Annotated in this window: 14 protein-coding genes; 8 read left to right on the forward strand and 6 right to left on the reverse strand. The window is 57.4% G+C overall.

Going from position 1 to position 19,135, the window contains the following annotated elements; genetic code table 11:
* Positions 1–5: 5 nt before the first annotated feature.
* Entirely contained in the window at positions 6–1,913 is a 1,908-nt protein-coding gene (mtlA, locus tag ABLV76_RS11175; RefSeq protein ID WP_348878314.1) for a PTS mannitol transporter subunit IICBA, read from the reverse strand.
* A gap of 538 nt (positions 1,914–2,451) precedes the next feature.
* On the opposite strand from mtlA, the gene ABLV76_RS11180 reads away from it, so the two are divergent.
* From ABLV76_RS11180 to selB, 5 genes are all read left to right on the forward strand, one after another.
* Positions 2,452–2,820 carry a DUF3302 domain-containing protein gene (locus ABLV76_RS11180; protein ID WP_004205035.1) on the forward strand — a complete coding sequence of 123 codons (369 nt, stop codon included), beginning with the start codon at positions 2,452–2,454 and terminating at the stop codon, positions 2,818–2,820.
* A gap of 3 nt (positions 2,821–2,823) precedes the next feature.
* On the forward strand, positions 2,824–3,960 hold the full coding sequence (locus ABLV76_RS11185; protein WP_004205034.1) for an HlyD family secretion protein: 1,137 nt from the start codon (positions 2,824–2,826) through the stop codon (positions 3,958–3,960).
* A 92-nt stretch (positions 3,961–4,052) separates the two neighbouring features.
* Complete coding sequence (locus ABLV76_RS11190; RefSeq protein WP_348878315.1) at positions 4,053–4,661, forward strand: glutathione S-transferase; 609 nt, start codon at positions 4,053–4,055, stop codon at positions 4,659–4,661.
* A gap of 105 nt (positions 4,662–4,766) precedes the next feature.
* A complete protein-coding gene (gene selA / locus ABLV76_RS11195; RefSeq protein ID WP_043522703.1) occupies positions 4,767–6,155 on the forward strand; it encodes an L-seryl-tRNA(Sec) selenium transferase in 1,389 nt (462 codons plus the stop codon).
* The gene (gene selB, locus ABLV76_RS11200; protein WP_064150999.1) at positions 6,152–7,993 is read left to right on the forward strand and encodes a selenocysteine-specific translation elongation factor; all 1,842 of its coding nucleotides are present in this window, start codon (positions 6,152–6,154) and stop codon (positions 7,991–7,993) included. The genes selA and selB overlap by 4 nt, the downstream gene beginning before the upstream one ends.
* 74 nt (positions 7,994–8,067) lie before the next feature.
* Here selB and ABLV76_RS11205 read toward each other — a convergent pair whose 3' ends face one another.
* Both ABLV76_RS11205 and ABLV76_RS11210 read right to left on the reverse strand, forming a co-directional pair.
* Entirely contained in the window at positions 8,068–10,017 is a 1,950-nt protein-coding gene (locus ABLV76_RS11205) for a glycoside hydrolase family 127 protein (RefSeq protein WP_049115155.1), read from the reverse strand.
* A 9-nt stretch (positions 10,018–10,026) separates the two neighbouring features.
* On the reverse strand, positions 10,027–11,427 hold the full coding sequence (locus ABLV76_RS11210; protein WP_348878316.1) for an MFS transporter: 1,401 nt from the start codon (positions 11,425–11,427) through the stop codon (positions 10,027–10,029).
* A gap of 251 nt (positions 11,428–11,678) precedes the next feature.
* On the opposite strand from ABLV76_RS11210, the gene ABLV76_RS11215 reads away from it, so the two are divergent.
* Positions 11,679–12,494 (forward strand): helix-turn-helix domain-containing protein, encoded by an 816-nt coding sequence (locus tag ABLV76_RS11215; protein WP_004205028.1) that lies wholly within the window; start codon positions 11,679–11,681, stop codon positions 12,492–12,494.
* A 110-nt stretch (positions 12,495–12,604) separates the two neighbouring features.
* The gene (locus tag ABLV76_RS11220; protein ID WP_004205027.1) at positions 12,605–13,090 is read left to right on the forward strand and encodes a 4Fe-4S dicluster domain-containing protein; all 486 of its coding nucleotides are present in this window, start codon (positions 12,605–12,607) and stop codon (positions 13,088–13,090) included.
* 42 nt (positions 13,091–13,132) lie between these two features.
* On the opposite strand, the gene avtA is transcribed toward ABLV76_RS11220, so the two are convergent.
* Both avtA and ABLV76_RS11230 read right to left on the reverse strand, forming a co-directional pair.
* Positions 13,133–14,389, reverse strand: a complete 1,257-nt coding sequence (gene avtA, locus ABLV76_RS11225) for a valine--pyruvate transaminase (RefSeq protein ID WP_064187396.1) — start codon at positions 14,387–14,389, stop codon at positions 13,133–13,135.
* Positions 14,390–14,556: 167 nt separating this feature from the next.
* Complete coding sequence (locus ABLV76_RS11230; protein WP_017900031.1) at positions 14,557–16,590, reverse strand: alpha-amylase; 2,034 nt, start codon at positions 16,588–16,590, stop codon at positions 14,557–14,559.
* A gap of 313 nt (positions 16,591–16,903) precedes the next feature.
* Between ABLV76_RS11230 and ABLV76_RS11235 the strand changes: the two genes are divergently transcribed.
* On the forward strand, positions 16,904–17,722 hold the full coding sequence (locus ABLV76_RS11235; RefSeq protein WP_017900030.1) for a protein bax: 819 nt from the start codon (positions 16,904–16,906) through the stop codon (positions 17,720–17,722).
* A 61-nt stretch (positions 17,723–17,783) separates the two neighbouring features.
* On the opposite strand, the gene xylR is transcribed toward ABLV76_RS11235, so the two are convergent.
* Positions 17,784–18,962, reverse strand: coding sequence for a D-xylose utilization transcriptional activator XylR (xylR, locus tag ABLV76_RS11240; RefSeq protein ID WP_049004410.1), 1,179 nt, complete (start codon positions 18,960–18,962; stop codon positions 17,784–17,786).
* Between the last annotated feature and the right edge of the window lie 173 nt (positions 18,963–19,135).

Consider the following 19,135-nt stretch of genomic DNA (forward strand, 5'->3'; position numbering starts at 1 on the left):
TCTGTTTATTTATTCAGCAGCGCCAGTACGTCGTCGACGCTGGTGGTGTTCGCCAGTCGCTCAATCACCGTTTCGTCATCCAGCGCGTTGGTCAGGCTGGTAATCACCTGAATGTGCTCGTTGTTGCGGGCGGCGATGCCGATCACCAGGCGGGCAACATCGTCTTCATCTTCCCCAAAGCGCACCCCTTCCGGGTACTGGCAGAAGACGACGCCGGTTTTCAGCACGCGGTCTTTCGCTTCGATGGTGCCGTGCGGCACCGCGATGGACTCGCCAAGATAGGTCGAGGTCAGTTTTTCGCGGTCCAGCATCGCCTGCACATATTCCGGCTCAACGTAGCCGCCTTTCACCAGTTGCTCGCCGGCGAAGCGGATGGCTTCTACTTTTGTGGCCGCTTTGCGACCGAGGAAGATGTTATCCGCACCCAGCTTGAACAGGTTTTTGTCAGTATCATCAAAGCTGTCTTTCAGGCTATCAGTGACTTTGACTTCGTTGTCGATGTGGCGCTGGGCCGCCACCAGACGCTCGGTCAGGCTGGTGTAGAGACCGCTGTCGAGGAAGTTGGTCAGCGAAATATGCTGCGCCTGCGGTACCTGGCGCATGGCGCGCTCGGTCAGGTCGCGGTGGGTGATCACCAGGTCAACATCCGGCGGCAGATTATTGATCGCGCTGTTGGTGACCGAGATGTTGCTCAGGCCGGCATCCTGCACTTTCTTGCGTAGTACCCCGGCGCCCATGGCGCTGGAACCCATCCCGGCGTCGCAAGCGACGATGATTTTCCGCACATGGCTCAGGTCGTTGGTGACATTGCCTGCCGCCAGCGGGTTGGCGCCTTTTGATTGCGCCTTCATGTCATGCATACGACGGGTTGCCGCTTCGATATCGTCTTCTTCTTTGACTTTGCTGGTCTTCAGCAGAACCGCAGAGACCACGAAGGAGACCGCCATCGCGGCGATAATGGCTGCGATGTTCGCGAAGTAGGCTCCTTTCGGCGTCATCGCCAGCACCGCCAGGATAGAGCCCGGGGAAGCCGGAGAGACCAGACCGCCGTTGAGGATGGTCAGGGTGAAGACACCGGTCATCCCGCCGAGGATAACGGCCAGGATCAGACGCGGGTTCATCAGCACGTACGGGAAATAGATTTCATGGATACCACCCAGGAAGTGGATGATAGCCGCCCCGCCTGCAGACTGTTTAGCGCTGCCGCGGCCAAAGAACATGTACGCCAGCAGAACGCCCATCCCCGGACCCGGGTTCGCTTCAATCAGGAAGAAGATGGATTTACCCAGCTCGTGGGACTGCTGAATACCCAGCGGCGAGAAGATACCGTGGTTGATGGCGTTGTTAAGGAACAGGATTTTCGCCGGTTCCACGAAGATAGACGCCAGCGGCAGCATGTCGTGCGCCACCATGAAGTTAACGCCAGCCGCCAGAATTTTCGACAGAACTTCTACCGCCGGGCCGATGCCGAGGAAGGCAAGAATAGCGAGGATCATCCCGATGATGCCGGCGGAGAAGTTATTCACCAGCATTTCAAAACCGGATTTGATCTTACCGTCGACCCAGTTATCGAACTTCTTGATGCAGTAGCCGCCCAGCGGGCCGGCAATCATGGAGCCGAGGAACATCGGCATATCCGCGCCGACGATAACGCCCATGGTGGTGATCGCCCCGACCACGCCGCCACGTTCGCCGCCGACTAATTTACCGCCGGTGTAACCGATCAGCAGCGGCAGCAGGTAGGTGATCATCGGACCGACCAGCTTCGCCAGCGTTTCGTTTGGCAACCACCCTGTCGGAATGAAAAGCGCGGTGATGATACCCCACGCGATAAACGCGCCGATATTCGGCATCACCATATTGCTGAGAAAACGACCAAAGCTTTGCACTTTGATCTTGATATCGGATGACATAAAACACCCCTTCTTCTGTTTTGCGTATCGCGCAGGCTAAAAGCCCGAGGTTTGTTGTTAATGTGGCGGCAGAGGTAGCCGGGCCCTGATTGATAGTGCGAAATCTGGCACTGAATCGTTTAGCTGTCCAGCCAACGCCTTTTTATGTGATGTAGATCACATGAATATAGGGTGCGCAGTGGGTTTTGTAGTGATTGTGATCACATAATTGCTGTGTAAAAAAACAACAGACCGTCGTTTTTGCCGCTAATCTGCGATTTTGTGTGATATTTGTCACAATTTTGTTTCGTGTTTTTGTTGTTTGTTTGTGATTTTGATCACAAAGAATTTCGCGGTGGATTTTCGCCGCTGTGATCTCGGCCCGGTTTTGCGGCCAGGGCGAGGTGGCTGTGTAACTAAGCAACCATCTTGGTTAAATAACTTTTTTCCACCGGATGGCAAAAATGAAAGGGGTGAATTATGCTCAAATCAGCGGCCCGGATGTCAGTGGGGCGTGAATAAAATTTATATAAATTATTAGCGTAAAGCCGAGGGAATTATGTTTCTCAATTATTTTGCGCTGGGTGTTCTGATCTTCGTTTTTCTGGTCATTTTTTATGGGATTATCGTTATTCACGATATTCCTTATTTGATTGCCAAAAAACGCAACCACCCCCATTCCGATGCTATTCATGTCGCCGGATGGGTCAGTCTTTTTACTCTCCATGTCATCTGGCCGTTTTTATGGATATGGGCCACGCTGTACCAACCTGAGCGCGGCTGGGGCATGCAGCATAAGGCGAATACGGACCCCGACGAACCTGAAAAAGAAAGCGATATACAACAACTTCGCCAACGACTGAGCGACCTTGAACATCAGGTGGCGGCCATCCAGCGGCCACAGTCCACCTCTGCGGCGGAGAAATAAACTATGGATCTGTTGATCATTTTGACCTACGTGGCCATCGCCTGGTCGATATTTAAAATTTTCAAAATACCGGTAAATAAATGGACAGTTCCCACCGCGGCGCTGGGGGGCGTATTTATTGTTAGCGCGCTTATTTTATTAATGAACTATAACCACCCTTACACCTTTCTGGCGCAAAAGGCGGTGATATCTATTCCTATCACGCCGCAGGTTACCGGAGTAGTTGACAGCGTCACCGACAAAGCGAATCAGCGCGTCAAAAAGGGCGAGGTGCTTTTTACTATTGACCCGGCGCGCTATCAGGCGCGGGTCGACCGTCTGCAGGCCGACCTGGTGACAGCGCTGCACAGTATTAACACCCTCAAGGCGCAGCTCTCTGAAGCCCAGGCCAACACCACCCGCGTATCGGCGGAACGCGATCGCTTATATAAAGACTATCAACGTTACCTGAAAGGGAGCCAGGCCCGGGTGAATCCCTTCTCAGAAAGCGACATCGATAACGCCCGGCAGAATTACCTGGCTCAGGACGCGCTGGTCAAGGCGTCGGTAGCGGAACAGGCGCAGATCCAGAGCCAGCTGGATAGCATGATCAACGGCGAGCAGTCGCAGGTGGTTAGCCTGCGCGCCCAGCTGGCGGAGGCGAAGTACAATCTCGACCAGACTACCGTGCGGGCGCCCAGCGATGGGTATATCACTCAAGTGTTGATCCGTCCGGGGACCTACGCTGCCTCGCTGCCGCTGCGGCCGGTGATGGTGTTTATCCCTGAGCAAAAAAGGCTGATCGTCGCCCAGTTCAGGCAAAATTCGCTGTTAAGGCTGGAGAAGGGCGACGACGCGGAAGCGGTGTTTAATGCCCTGCCCGGACAGGTATTCCACGGCAAACTGGTGAGCATTTTACCGGTGGTGCCGGGGGGAACCTATCAGGCGCAGGGGGCGTTGCAGTCGCTGACCGTGACGCCGGGCAGCGATGGCGTGCTGGCGACCATTGAGCTCGATCCGAATGCCGAAATCGATGCACTACCCGATGGCATCTATGCGCAGGTGGCGGTCTACTCCGACCATTTCGCCCACGTTTCGGTGATGCGTAAAGTGCTGCTGCGCATGACCAGTTGGATGCACTACCTCTATCTCGACCATTAATGCGATCGGCGGCAGGTTGAGCGGGATGCTCACCTGCCTTTTACCTCGCCCTGAGCCATACTCATATCTTTGTTGGCGATAAGGAGCAGGCTATGAAACTGATCGGCAGCTACACCAGTCCCTTTGTGCGCAAAATATCGGTGATCCTGCTGGAAAAGCGCATCCCTTTTGAATTTGTCAACGAATCCCCCTACAGCGAAAGCAACGGCGTGGCGCGCTATAACCCGCTGGGCAAAGTGCCGGTGCTGGTGACAGATGACGGCGAATGCTGGTTTGACTCTCCGGTTATCGCGCAGTATCTCGAGCTGCTGGGCGTGGCGCCGCCGATGATCCCCGCCGATCCCAGAGCCGCTCTCAGGATGCGCCAGCTTGAAGCGCTGGCAGATGGGGTGATGGAGGCCGCCCAGGCGCTGGTGCGCGAAAAAGCTCGCCCTGCGGCCCAACAGTCAGAGCAAGAGCTGCTCCGCCAGCGGGAGAAAGTGGCGCGCGGCCTCGACAGGCTGGAAGCCTGCGCGGCGGACGGAACGCTACGCGGCGACGAGGTCAATCTGGCGACCATCTCTACGGCCTGCGCCATTGCCTACCTGAACTTTCGCCGGGTGGCGCCGGGCTGGTGCGCCACCCGGCCGCAGTTGGTGAAGTTGGTGGATGCGCTGTTCCAGCGCGCCAGCTTTGCGCGCACCGAACCGCCGCGGACTTGACCCAGGCAGGTAACAGTTTGCGCAAGGAGGCGTTACAATCGCCGCTGATTGTTGACTCCCTCTCCCGTCGGGAGGGGGGAAAATAACTTACCGCCAGGCCCATTCATGACTACCGAAATTCATGCGCTTTATACCCGGCTTCCGGCCATTGACCGCTTACTCCGCGACCCCGCTTTTTCCTCCCTGCTGGTGCAGCACGGCCATTCGCAGGTGGTGACGCAGCTGCGCCAGATGCTGGACGAGGCGCGGGAACAGATCCGCCAGTGTCAGACACTGCCTGACTGGAGCCATGACTGGCTGAGTGCTTGCGCGCAACGGCTGACCGCCAGCCGGCAGAGTGCCCTGCGTCCGGTGTTTAATCTCACCGGTACGGTGCTGCACACCAATCTCGGGCGCGCCATCCAGGCTGAGGCGGCGGTGGAGGCGGTCGTCAGCGCGATGCGCGCGCCGGTGACGCTCGAATATGATCTCGACGACGCCGGGCGCGGCCATCGCGATCGCGCTATTGCCGATCTGCTGTGCCAGATCACCGGCGCGGAAGATGCCTGTATCGTGAACAACAACGCGGCGGCCGTGCTGCTGATGCTGGCGGCCACCGCCAGCGGCAGGGAGGTGGTGGTCTCCCGCGGCGAGCTGGTGGAGATCGGCGGGGCGTTCCGCATTCCCGACGTGATGCGTCAGGCAGGTTGTCAGCTGCACGAAGTAGGCACCACCAACCGCACCCACGCCAAAGACTATCGCCAGGCGGTGAATGACAATACCGCCCTGCTGATGAAGGTCCACACCAGCAACTACAGCATTGAAGGCTTTACCAAAGCCGTCGACGAAGCGGAGCTGGCGGTCATCGGCCGCGAGCTGGACGTCCCGGTAGTGGCCGACCTGGGCAGCGGGTCGCTGGTGGATCTCAGTCAGTATGGCCTGCCGAAGGAGCCGATGCCGCAAGAGATGATCGCCGCCGGGGTGAGCCTGGTCAGTTTCTCTGGCGACAAGCTGCTCGGCGGCCCGCAGGCCGGAATTATCGTTGGCAAACGCGCGCTGATTGCCCGCCTGCAGAGCCATCCGCTGAAGCGGGCCCTGCGCGCGGATAAAATGACTCTCGCGGCGCTGGAAGCCACGCTGCGCCTCTATCAGCATCCGGAAGCGCTGCGGGAAACCTTACCGACGCTGCGCCTGCTCACCCGCCCGGCGGACGAGATCCGCCGGCAGGCTGAACGCCTGCAGCCTGCCCTGGCGGCACACTATGCTGATTTTGCCGTCAACGTGGCAGCCTGCCAGTCGCAGATTGGCAGCGGCTCGTTACCCGTCGACCGTCTGCCTGGCGCGGCGTTGACCTTTACCCCCCATGACGGCCGCGGCAGCCGGCTGGAGGCTTTGGCGGCCCGCTGGCGCAGGCTGCCATGCCCGGTGATTGGCCGCATTTATGACGGCCGGCTCTGGCTGGATCTGCGCTGTCTGGAAGATGAAACCCGGTTTATGGAGATGTTGTTACGATGATTATTGCCACCGCTGGACATGTTGACCACGGCAAAACGACGCTGCTGCAGGCGATAACCGGCGTGAATGCCGATCGTCTGCCGGAAGAGAAAGCGCGGGGAATGACGATCGATCTCGGCTATGCCTACTGGCCGCAGCCGGACGGGCGGGTGCTGGGGTTTATTGACGTGCCCGGGCACGAAAAGTTTTTGTCCAACATGCTGGCGGGGGTGGGTGGGATCGACCATGCGCTGCTGGTGGTGGCCTGCGATGACGGGGTGATGGCGCAAACCCGCGAACACCTGGCGATCCTGCAGCTGACCGGAAAGCCGACGCTGACCGTGGCGCTCACCAAGACGGACCGCGTGACGGCCGCCCGGGTGGCGGAGGTTCAGGCGGAGGTCGAGCAGGCCCTGCGCGAACTTGGCTTTGACGCCGCCGCTTTCTTCCCCACTGCGGCGGTGGAAAACCTCGGTATTGCCGAACTGCGCAGCCATCTGCTGCAGCTTGCGGAGCGCCCCCATCCGCAGCAGCGGCGTTTTCGCCTGGCGCTGGATCGCGCTTTCACCGTCAAAGGGGCGGGGCTGGTGGTCACCGGGACGGCGCTCTCCGGCGAAGTACGGGTCGGGGATACCCTGTGGCTTACCGGCGTCAACACGCCGATGCGCGTCCGCGGTCTGCATGCCCAGAATCAAGCGGTTGAGCAGGCGCAAGCCGGGCAGCGTATTGCGCTGAACATTGTCGGCGATGCGCAGAAAGAGGCATTGCACCGCGGCGACTGGCTGCTCTCTTCCCCGCCGCCGGAGCCTGCAGAGCGGGTGATTGTCGAACTGCAGTGCCATACGCCGCTCAGCCAGTGGCAGCCGCTGCATATTCACCACGCTGCCAGCCACATCACCGGCCGGGTGTCGCTCCTTGAGGGCGACCTGGCGGAGCTGGTGCTGGATACCCCGCTGTGGCTGGCGGATAACGACCGGCTGGTGCTCCGCGATATCTCCGCTCGCTTGACGTTGGCCGGCGCACGAGTGGTGACGCTGGATCCCCCGCGCCGCGGCAAGCGTAAACCGGAGTATTTGCAGTGGTTGCACGCCCTGGCGGCGGTTGGCGCTGACGATGCGCAGGCCCTGGAGCTGCATCTGCAGCGGGACGCCGTCCGGCTTGAGCGCTTCGCCTGGGCTCGGCAGCTGAGTGAAACCGGAATGGCGGCCTTGATCCAGCGGCCTGACTATCTGCAGGCCGGACAGCGCTTGCTTAGCGCGCCGCTTGCCGCCCGCTGGCAGCGAAAATTGTTGGATGCCCTGGCGCGCTACCATGAACAGCATCGCGACGAGCCCGGCCCTGGCCGGGAGCGTCTGCGCCGCATCGCGCTGCCGATGGAAGATGAAGCGCTGGTGCTGCTGCTGATTGAGCAGATGCGCGAGAGCGGCTTAGTCCGCAGCCATCACGGCTGGCTGCATCTGCCCGAGCATAAAGCCGGGTTTACCGACGAGCAGCAGGCGGTCTGGCAGAAGGTGGAGACCCTGTTCGGCGATGATCCCTGGTGGGTGCGCGATCTCGCGCGCGAAGTCCATGTGGAAGAGTCCCTGATGCGCGCGGTGCTGCGCCAGGCGGCGCAGCAGGGGATAATTACCGCGATCGTCAAGGATCGTTACTACCGCAACGATCGCATTGTGCAGTTCGCCCAGCGGGTGCGCGAGCTGGATCAACTGCGCGGGTCAACCTGCGCGGCGGATTTTCGCGATACCTTAAACGTAGGGCGGAAGCTGGCGATCCAGATCCTGGAGTATTTCGATCGGATTGGCTTCACCCGCCGTCGCGGCAACGATCATATCCTGCGCGATAAGGCGTTGTTTCTGTAATCATTAACGCCTGCTCCCCGGCGGACAGCGAACGCTGTGTTGCCGGGGAAGAGGAGGTCGCGCTGTGCCGGGCCTTATTCGGCTTCCCGTACCCAGATACGCATTTCGCCTTCTCCGCGGTTTGCCCAGCTAAACCAGGGAATAAAGGTCAGCGTCTGTGAATGGGGGGTGGCCAGCGGGTGATCGTAGCTCCAGAGATTCTGCGCGTCGGCGTTTTCTGCATGTTTTCTGTAGCCTGGAGCCTGAATCAACATGTTGCGAGCAAACAGCCCCTTTCCTTCAAACACCGTGAACCTGGCATCGCGTGGCAGCAGCAGGTTATGCAGCGCTTCGCCGTTATCAGCTTGTTCGAGACAATAGACCAGTGGACCGCGCTGCAGCGCGACCTGGCCTGCCTGGTGACGAACAAGCGGATTGCCATATACCCGGCGAACCGGCATCGGCAAGGTAAGCATCAGGGTGTCACCTTCCTGCCAGAGATGATGGATATGCAGATAGCCCTGGCGAATATCCTGCGTGACCGGCGCGCCGTTCAGGGTGATGTGCGGACCCTCGCACCAGTCAGGTAGACGCAGCGCCAGCGTATGGTTCACTGTTGACGGTGATTCGATGACAATTTTGACCTGTTCCCGCCAGGGATAGTCACCGCTGATACGCAGGCGTAACGTCTTTTCCCCAACCGGGATCTCGACCTGATTGCCGACATAGAGATTGATATACAACGCCTCCTCGCGTGGCGTGTAGATATAATGCCCCAGTGAGGTCAGAAGACGAGCGATATTCGGTGGGCAGCAGGCACAGCCGAACCAACGCTGACGAACAGGCTTAACATGGTCATAAATATGATTGAATTTTAAAGACTTAGGCTGCACTTCCAAGGGGTTGACGTAAAAGAAATGTTTACCGTCCAGCGCCATACCGCCCAGAACGGTATTGTACAGCGCGCGCTCCATTACATCAGCATATTGGCTGTCGGCTTCCAGTTCCAGCATGCGGCGCGCGAACATCATCAGCCCGATAGAGGCGCAGCTTTCCGCATAAACGGTATCATTCGGCAGGTCGTAATCGCTGCTGAAGGCTTCCCCGCTGCTCTGTGAGCCAATGCCGCCCGTAATATACAGCTGACGCTGGACCATGTTTTTCCATAACCGCAGGCAATCCTGGCGTTTGCCTTCGTTCTTGCTCAGGCGCGCAAGGTGCGCTACGCCGGCCATTAAATAAACAAAGCGAACCGCGTGACCCACAGCGGTGGTCTGTTCGGCAAGCGGCAAATGCGCCTGGCTGTAGGGTTTATCCATCACCATCCACGCCGGCCCATAGGTATTCCAGAAGGAAGTTTTGCCGCGTTTTTCATACTCGATGTCATAGAAATGCGGCTGTGTCCCACGCTGTTCAACGAAGTAATTAGCCAGCGCCATATAGCGTGGTTCCTGAGTCACATCGTACAAACGCATTAACGCCAGCTCTATTTCAGGGTGTCCCGGGTAGCCGTGCAGCTGATTGTCGTCGGGACCAAACACGCTGTCGATATGATCGGCGAGGCGACATGCCACCTCCAGCAGGCGGCGTTTACTGGTCGCCTGGAAGAATGCCACCCCAGCTTCAATCAGGTGACCGGCACAGTACAATTCATGGCATTCGGCGAGATTGGTCCAGCGTTCCCCGGGCGCTTTCACCGTAAAATAGGTGTTCAGATAACCATCTTCACATTGCGCGGCGGCAATCAGCTCAATCACCTCGTCGGCGGTTTTTTCCAGTTCCGCATCTGGCTTCTGGCACAATGACCAGGCGACGGCCTCGAGCCATTTCGCCACATCGCTATCCTGGAACACCATTCCGTAGAATTCTCCTGCCTGCTGACCTGCGGCGATACGGAAGTTTTCTATCGCATGGCTGGGCTCAGCCTCGGCGATCCGGTCATTGAGGGCCTCCCACTGGTAGGGAATGACGACATCACGCACCAGTTGCTGATACTGACCCAGAAACGGATCGTTAACTTTCAGTTTGTGCAGATCGACTTCCATGATTTCTCCTTAAGACTGAACGTGACGTGCGCGCAGATCGGCTGCAATACGCGACATCATGGGATTGTTGAGCTTGCAGGCGCGGATAGCGAAGGCCAGCAACAGATGGAACAGCGCGGGCAGCAGGGTTTCCATCGCCGTGATCCCCGATAGTGAGGATGGAGTCTGGTTGCTGGCGCCGGGTTGATAAGCGACGTAGATAAATACCAGGCTGATAATGCCCGCACTGGAGGCCCATGCCAGCTTGATAAAGAACAGGTTGAAAGCAAAGTTCATCCCCGACGAACGGACACCCGTCTTCCATTCGCCATAATCATCAGAGAAGGCCATCAACGAAAAATGCAGCGGTAGGGTAAAGCCCAGGATGATGCCATTGCCGAGAATGACCGCCAGCCACAGCGTTTGCCAGGACGGACCGGTGGGCAGGAACCACATTCCGACCGCCAGTAAGGCCAGTACCACATTGGTGTAGTAATAGAGCTTGACGGTATCAACGTGGCGCGACAGCCAATTGACGATCGCGGCGCCCAGAATCGAGGAAAAGGTGACCATGGTGAAAAACAGCGATGTATAGCCAGTAGAGCCGCCGAGTACATAGGTAATGAAGTACATGTAGCCGCCACCGCGAATGTTAAACACGTTGATCAACAGGAATGACATCGCCAGCATGAGTAACAGCTGATCGTTTTTACGCAGACCGGCGATATGTTCGCGCAGGGTGAATTTGCCGAGCATCTCCAGGGAAACACGCTCTCGTACCCAGAAAAAGCAGCACAGAAACATCACCGCCGCGATGGCGCACAGTACGCCGACACCATACTGATAACCCTGGGCGGTATTCCCCTGACCGAGCGCTTTTACCAACCACGGCAGGCCCACGGAGACCAGGAATCCTGCCATACCGCATAGTATAAAGCGCCATGCCTGGCAGGAGATCACCTCGCTATGGCGAGTGGTCATCGTATTAATGAGCGCGCAGTAAGGGACGTTAATCGCGGTATAGCTGACTGAAAGCAGCAGGTAAGTGCCGAAGGCCCAGGCGATTTTTACCCCCATGCCGGCATCCGGCACGGTAAAGGTCAGCACGCCGATCGCTGCAATCGGAACCGCAATCCATAGCTGCCAGGGGCGAAAACGTCCCCATCGGCTTTGGGTCCGATCGGCGAGGACGCCCATGATCGGATCGGAAATAGCATCAAACACGCGCAGCGCAAGGAACAGAGTACCGACCAGCGCCGGGGTGAGCCCAAAGACGTCAGTATAGAAAAAAGTGAGAAAGTTCATGATCAGGCAGGTGATGACCGTTCCACCGGCGTCGCCCAGACCATAGCCTATTTTTTCACGGAGAGATAATTTGTCGTCCTGCATGTGCTTCGTGAGGTCGCTTGTCGTAATCGGAGCCGTAGTCATAAATAACTCCCGAAGAGAATGTTCAGAATTATTCCGCTGTCTGGCCGGCGGACATTTTTTGTCTTTTGCAAATACATTAATTATTTTGCACCGAATAAACGAGGCAACAAGGGAAGGGAAAAGTATAAAAAGAGAACGATTCCGACTTTGTCATAAAAATGTGATTCCGATCCGGAAAGGCGTTAATTTATGATTAATAATCAGTTGGAAAGAGATGTTTTATCGTTTCGTTAGCGGAAAATTAAATATATATGCTTGAATTATCCATGTCTCTTCCGATTCGCGTACAAAATGGCGGCTTATTTATTTCCCGTGGCGTCGGCAGCCATCCGGCGCGTAAACTGCAATCCTGGGAAATTATTTTTGTCGAAAAGGGAACGTTAACGATTTGCGAAGAGGATGAAATATTTAACGTTAATGCAGGGGAAAGTTTATTGCTGTGGCCAGAACGTTCTCATGTTGGGGTGGGGGAATTTCCCGCCGACCTGAAATTTTATTGGCTGCATTTTGAAGTACTGACGGAGAGTGTCCGGTCTCTGCCGCCAGCGCTGCTTAACGTTCCGCAACATACCCGCGTCAGCGATCCACAATACATTATTTCGCTGTTTCGCCAGTTTCTTCGTGAACAGGAGAACATTCACCGCAGCCTGGCGCTGGAGCTCCTGTTATTGCTGATACTGCAGCAGATTGCTGCGGCGGCAAGCGAAAAACCGGACGACAGTCCCGGCGCTGCGCTGGCCTGGAAAGCGCAGCAGATCATCCATACCCGTTACCACTTGCCTGTTTCAGCCTCGACGCTGGCGAAAGAGCTGCACTGTAATGCGGACTATTTAGGACGCGTGTATCGTCACGTTTTCCGCGTGACGTTGACCGAAGCGATCCATCGTCAGCGGGTCAGAGCGGCGGAAAAGCTGTTGATCAGCGATTCACTGTCGTTGACCGAAGTCGCGGGTCAGTGTGGCTTTAATGACGTCGGTTATTTTCGCAAGATCTTTCGTAAGCACACCAGCCTCACGCCTGCCGCCTGGAAGCGCCGCTACTGTAAGGAGCACATTAATTCAGCGTAATGAAAAATCAGTTGTGCTAGTGACTAAAAACAGCGCTGATTCCATTCAGGATCAAAGCGCGGGCAGGGACTATTCTGGCACCCTGCGGTTTTATCCCCAGGGAGCAGAGGATGAACCGGTTTCTTATTGCTAATGCCCAACAGTGTATTGGCTGTCGTACCTGTGAAGTGGCCTGCGCGGTGGCGCACCAGCAGGCGCAGGATGTGTCCATGCTGTCGACAAGCCATTTCGCGCCGCGGATCCGGGTGGTGAAAAGCGGCGAGATATCAACGGCGACGGCCTGTCGGCAGTGCGAGGATGCGCCCTGCGCCAGCGTCTGCCCGCAGGGGGCGATTCGTCTGGAGGAGGACGTCTGGTGGGTCGATCAGCGCCGCTGCATCGGCTGTAAAAGCTGCATGGTGGCCTGCCCGTACGGCGCGATGACCGTCACGGTGGTGAACCAGCAGGCGCAGGCGCTGAAATGCGATTTATGCCACCACCGCGCCGAGGGGCCGGCCTGCGTAGCCGCCTGCCCGACGCAGGCGCTGCGGGTGATGGCTCCCGCGGAGCTGGAGGCGCTATGCGCGCAAAAACGCCAGCGGCTGGCGCTGGCGTGAGCGGGTCCGCCGACGGACGTTACCCGTCAGCAGCGTCAGGAATTACGCTTCCTGTTCGCGCCAGGCGAATTCAACCTCTTCGGCGAGAATTTTCACCCCGGCCTCGATTTTTTGCGGGTCCGGCACATAGTTCATGCGCATGCACTGGTGGGTATGCGGCCACGGTTTATCGAGTCCCGGGAAGAAGTAATCCCCCGGCACCATCAGCACGCCGCGCTTTTTCAGCCGCTGATACAGCAGCTCGGTGGAGATCGGCAGATCCTTAAACCACAGCCAGAGGAAGATCGCCCCCTCCGGTTTGTGAATAAGGCAGCGCTCCTCCGGCAGATAGCGGCGAATAATGGCGATGGTCTCCTGCACCCGCTGGTAATAGAAGGGTTTGATCACTGTCTCTGACAGGCGCAGCAGATCCTGACGTTTAATCATTTCACACATCATTGCCGGCCCGATACCGCCGGGCGCGAGGCTGATAATGCCGTTCATGTTGCTGATGGCGGTAATGATTTTCTCGTTGGCGATGATAATCCCGCAGCGGCTGCCCGGCAGGCCCAGCTTGGACAGGCTCATACACAGCACGATGTTCGGGTTCCACAGCGGTCGGGCGTTGCTGAAGATTATGCCCGGGAACGGCACGCCGTAGGCGTTATCAATCACCAGCGGGACCCCGTGCTGATTCGCCAGCGCATCCAGTTTGATCAGCTCTTCATCAGTGATGACGTTGCCGGTCGGGTTGGTGGGACGCGAGACGCAGATCATCCCGGTCTCCTCTGTCACCTGCAGATGCTCAAAATCAACGTGGTACTTGAACTGGCCTTCCGGCAGCAGTTCGATATTCGGCCGGGTGGCAACGAACAGATCCTCTTCCAGGCCGGCATCGGCATAGCCGATATATTCCGGCGTCAGCGGGAACAGCACCTTGCGGGTGGTGCCATCTGACCGACGCCCTGCGAACAGATTAAATAAGTAGAAAAATGCGCTCTGACTGCCATTTGTTAGCGCAATATTCTGTGGTTCTATCTCCCAGCCCAGTTCGTCGCGCAGCATCTTCGCCAGCAGGCTCAGCAGCTCGCTCTTGCCCTGCGGACCATCATAATTACAAAGCGCATCAAGGGCTTTGCCATTATCCAGCATGTCGGAGAGCAGCTGCTGGAAGTAGTCATTCATCTCCGGGATCTGAGCGGGGTTGCCGCCGCCCAGCATAATAGCGCCCGGCGTGCGCAGACCGTCATTAAGGTCTTCCATCAGGCGGGTAATGCCTGAATGACGGGTGAATTTGTCGCCGAAAAGGGAAAATGTCATCGCGAATCGTCTGTCGGTGGTTCTGGAAAGTGGCTAACCATAACGCCAGCGCCAGCGTGGTGCAAATCGAAGGGAAGAGGGGTATTTTTGTTTTTATCCTGTGAATCGATATTTTATCAGCATATTGTTCTGAATGGCTCCCCGCCGGGCAGGGAGCCACTCCTGTATTACTGCTGTTGTCCGGCCCAGATGACCATCACTTTGTCTTCACCGCTCTCGCGCACGAATCCGTAACCCCGCGGCATCGACAGCGTTGTCTGTTTGCCCATGCCGATCGCCGGATGGCGCGCGCGGAACTGGCCAATCTTCTGCCAGTGGGTAACGCTGCGGGCCGCTTTACCGTTAACATCCTGCCAGTTCATCTCTGAACGGGTGCCCTGCAGCGGGTCCGAGCCGGTGGGGCCGAGCGGGCGCGACGACTCGTCACCATAGAAGATCTGCACGGCGCCAGGGGCCAGCAGCAGCAGCTCTGCCGCCGTGGTGCCACCTTCGCGGAACAGGCGCGTATCGTGAGAGGAGAGGTAGCTCAGCACGTTGAAGCTCTGCAGCTTGTCCGCCATTTGCTGCCAGGTGAGGTCAATGTTGGCCATGCAGGTCGCCGCTTTCGCCGCCTGGTCCTGATAGTCGAAATTGATCATCGCATCAAAACCGTGGCGATAGTAATCGCTCTCCATCACCCCGTGTCCCCAGGCTTCCCCGGTCATCCAGAACGGCGCCGCATCCAGCGCTTTATCCGGATTGGCTTTTTTCCACTCCGCCAGCGCGGCGGTGGCTTGGGTTTTTAACTGCTGCCAGGCATCCATCTCCACATGTTTAGCGGTATCGACGCGGAAGCCGTCGATGCCGTAGTCGCGCACCCACTGGCTCAGCCAGTGCGTCAGGTAGTCGCGCGGCGTATAGCCCGGGATCGCCTTCGCCGCAGTGTCCGGTTTATGGCTATAGAAGTTCGGCAGGCCCGACGCCTCCTTCGATTCGGTTTTCAGGTCCGGCAGGAAGGCCAGCGACATGGTGAGGTCGTCATAGCCCGGGTTGTCGTAATCGCCGATATCGGTGCGGATCCACTTCTTACCCCACCATTTCTCCCAACCGGCCTTGTCGCTGAAGTTGATATAGTCGTTAAAGCTGTGCCAGGTCTGGCCCGCGCCGGGCTTCCAGTCCGTCCAGCGCTCGCCGAGGGTTTTTTTCAGCTCATCCCCTTGCAGATACAGGGAGCCGAACTGGAACTCCTGCATGTCGGCCAGGGTGGCGTAGCCGGTATGGTTCATCACCACGTCGAACAGAATACGTATTCCGCGCTTATGCGCTTCATCCACCAGCCGGCGGAGATCCGCTTCGGTCCCCATGTTGGCGTCCAGTTTCGACCAGTCCTGAGTGTAATAGCCGTGGTAGGCGTAGTGCGGGAAATCGCCTTTCGTCCCGCCGCCTACCCAGCCGTGGATCTGCTCGAGCGGGGAGCTGATCCACAGGGCATTGACCCCCATCTGCTGCAGATAATCCAGCTTGCTGGTTAATCCCTGCAGGTCGCCGCCGTGGAAGGTACCTATCTCCTGCATGCCGTCTTTATGTCGGCCATAGCTATTGTCGTTGGCCGGGTTACCGTTCACGAAGCGGTCGGTCAGGACGAAGTAGACGGTGGCGTTGTGCCAGTCGAACGGCGCCGGCGCGGCCGTCTCGGCGCGTTCAAGCAGCAGCAGGCCATTGCTGCCGAAGGCGGGCTGCAGAGTGATTTTGCCGCCGCTGACGGTCGCGACATTGCCGCTGTAAAAATCGCGAACCTTACTGCCCTCGGCGAAGGTTTTGCTAACGTCGATGGTCAGAGGTTTTCCATCCCACTTCGGACACTGGCGGATCTGCGGCGCCGCGGCGCTGGCCTCTTTTTCCTCCAGCGAAATCATCATCGTCGGCGTGCCGGAGCGGGTATCCACCTCCAGGGTATACAGGCCCTGGCGGAAGATGCGCCATTGCGGCGGCGTGCCGCGACAGGGTTCCATGGAGAGCATCTGGTTGAGCTTAATGCCGCCGGAAGGCTGCCAGCACTGTTGGTCAAAATTTAGCTGCAGGGGACGTGTACCCTTCTCAACCACTTTCTGGCTGATGAAGCGGCCCGTCCCTTCTTCGGTGAAAGCAGGGAAGTCGGCGGTGGTCCAGGCGGCAAAGGCCATCCCAGGCACGAATAACGTGGCAAGCGCAGCGAGTTTCATTGCGGGATCCTTGAGCGGTTTTTATCTAGTGTGCCTTGTTGCCGCAAGGGTGAACTCCTCCCGGCGGACGTTTTGCCAGGAGGATGAAAAGGGGTGAGTGACACCGCTCAAAAAATAGGCTAAAAATGAGACGAAGCTAGCATTTTCGCGCTGGCGATGCGGCGCAGAAACCGATTTCAGATGACAGCAATTCGGAATTGGACTATTTCTGTTGATGCCCTCAGTGCGTATTTTTGATACTATTAGCGATTCAGCTATCGTTTTTTTGTGAAAAACAAGGTGTTGGAATGCATATATCCGACCAGGAGACCTGATGATATCGAATCCCATACGACGATATGGGGCCGCCATACTTATGTTACTAACCTGCGTCTTTTCAGGTAGTGTGTTGGCAACAACGCACACAGCAACAAAGAGTCATAAAGCCCCAACGGTTAAGAAGATCAGTAGTACTAAGGTAAGCAGTAAACAAGAGTATTCTCGCAATAGTGTAAAGAGCAGTTCACTTCCTGACTTGCGAAAATACCCTTCCGGAACACCAAGGAAAAAAGCGTTTCTCCGGACGGTCATGCCTTATATTACCAAGCAGAATCAGGCGATTACTGCGGATCGTAACTGGCTTGTTTCCAAGCAGTACGATGCTCGCTGGTCGCCGAGCGAAAAGGCGCGCCTGAAAGATATCGCGACGCGTTACAAGGTGAAGTGGTCAGGCAATACGCGTCATGTGCCATGGAACGCGCTGCTTGAGCGTGTCGACATTATTCCGAACAGCATGGTTGCGACCATGGCGGCGGCGGAAAGTGGCTGGGGTACCTCTAAGCTGGCGCGTGAGAACAACAATCTGTTCGGCATGAAGTGCGGCGCTGGTCGCTGCCGCGGCGCGATGAAAGGCTACTCGCAGTTTGAGTCGGTGGAGCAGTCGGTACAGGCTTACGTCACCAACCTGAACACCCACCCGGCCTATTCCTCTTTCCGCAAATCGCGCCTGCAGCTGCGTAAGGCGGATCAGGAAGTAACGGCCAGCACCATGATTCATAAGCTGAAGGGGTATTCGACCAAAGGGTCGAGCTACAACAACTATCTCTTCGCGATGTATCAGGATAACCAGCGGTTAATTGCCGCGCACATGTAATGTGCTTATCTACGTCATTATTAATGCCCGGCGCGCAAGCCCGGGCATTTTTCTTTGCTCTCTACATCATGACTTCACTGTGCCGGTCACGGTACTCCTTCGGCGTCACGTCGTACTCCTTCTTAAACACCGAATAGAAATATTGCAGCGACGGGTAGCCGCACATCTGCGAAATCTCATTGATCGACAGGCTGGTGGACACCAGCAGGCTGCGCGCCTTTTCCAGTTTCTCGCTGTGGATCACCGTGTGGATGGTCTCCCCCACTTCCTCTTTAAAGCGTTTCTCCAGGTTGGAGCGTGAAATGCCGACGGCGTCGAGCACCTGCTCCACCTTGATGCCTTTGCAGGCGTTGTTGCGAATGTAATGCATCGCCTGAATCACGGAGGGGTCGTTTAAAGACCGGTAGTCGGTGGAGCGTCGCTCAACGACGCGCATCGGCGGGATCAGCTGGCGCTGCAGCGGGAGCGCCTCGTTATTCAGCAGCCGGTGGAGTAATTTTGCCGCCTGATAACCCATCTGGCGGGTGCCCTGGGCGACGGAGGAGAGGGCGACGCGAGAGAGATAGCGGGTCAGCTCTTCGTTATCGATGCCAATAACGCACAGTTTCTCTGGCACCGGGATATGCAGCAGCTCGCAGGCCTGCAGGACGTGGCGGGCGCGGGCGTCGGTGACGGCGATGATGCCGGTTTGCGGCGGCAGCGTTTGCAGCCAGTCGGCGAGCCGGTTTTGCGCGTGCTGCCAGTTTTCCGGCGCCGTCTCCAGCCCCTGGTAGACCACGCCGCGATACTTCTCCTTCGCCACCAACTGGCAGAAGGCATACTCGCGCTCTACTGCCCAGCGTTTACCGCTGGAGTTGGGGAGTCCGTAAAACGCGAAGCGGTGTACCCCTTTTTCCTTCAGATGAAGAAAGGCGCTTTCCACCAGCGCGGCGTTGTCCGTGGCGATATAGTGGACCGGCGGGTACTGCTCTGGCTGATGATAAGAGCCGCCGACGCCGACGATGGGGACGTTGACATCGGCCAGTAGCTTTTCGATTTCGGGATCGTCATAGTCGGCGATAACGCCATCGCCTAACCACTCTTTGATGTTTTCGATTCGTGCCCGAAAATCCTCTTCAATAAAGATATCCCACTCCAGTTGGGAGGCCTGCAGATACTCGCCGACACCCTCAACCACCTGGCGGTCATAAGCTTTGTTGGCGTTGAATAACAGCGTAATACGGTGACGCTTTTCAAACATAGATGATGTTCCTGCTCTAACCCCGGTCATACCCCTTCATTCATGATGTTGCCGATGGCCTGGCTTTCTCATTCACCACGGCCACGTACGCGATACGCGGCCGGGATGCGCCGTCTGCAACCCGAATGCTGTTGGGTATACACTACCGGCTAATGCCCGAGATATTTCAAGCG

Origin of the sequence: Klebsiella sp. GB_Kp047 (genome assembly GCF_040065235.1) — a bacterium.
Lineage (GTDB): Bacteria > Pseudomonadota > Gammaproteobacteria > Enterobacterales > Enterobacteriaceae > Klebsiella > Klebsiella quasipneumoniae.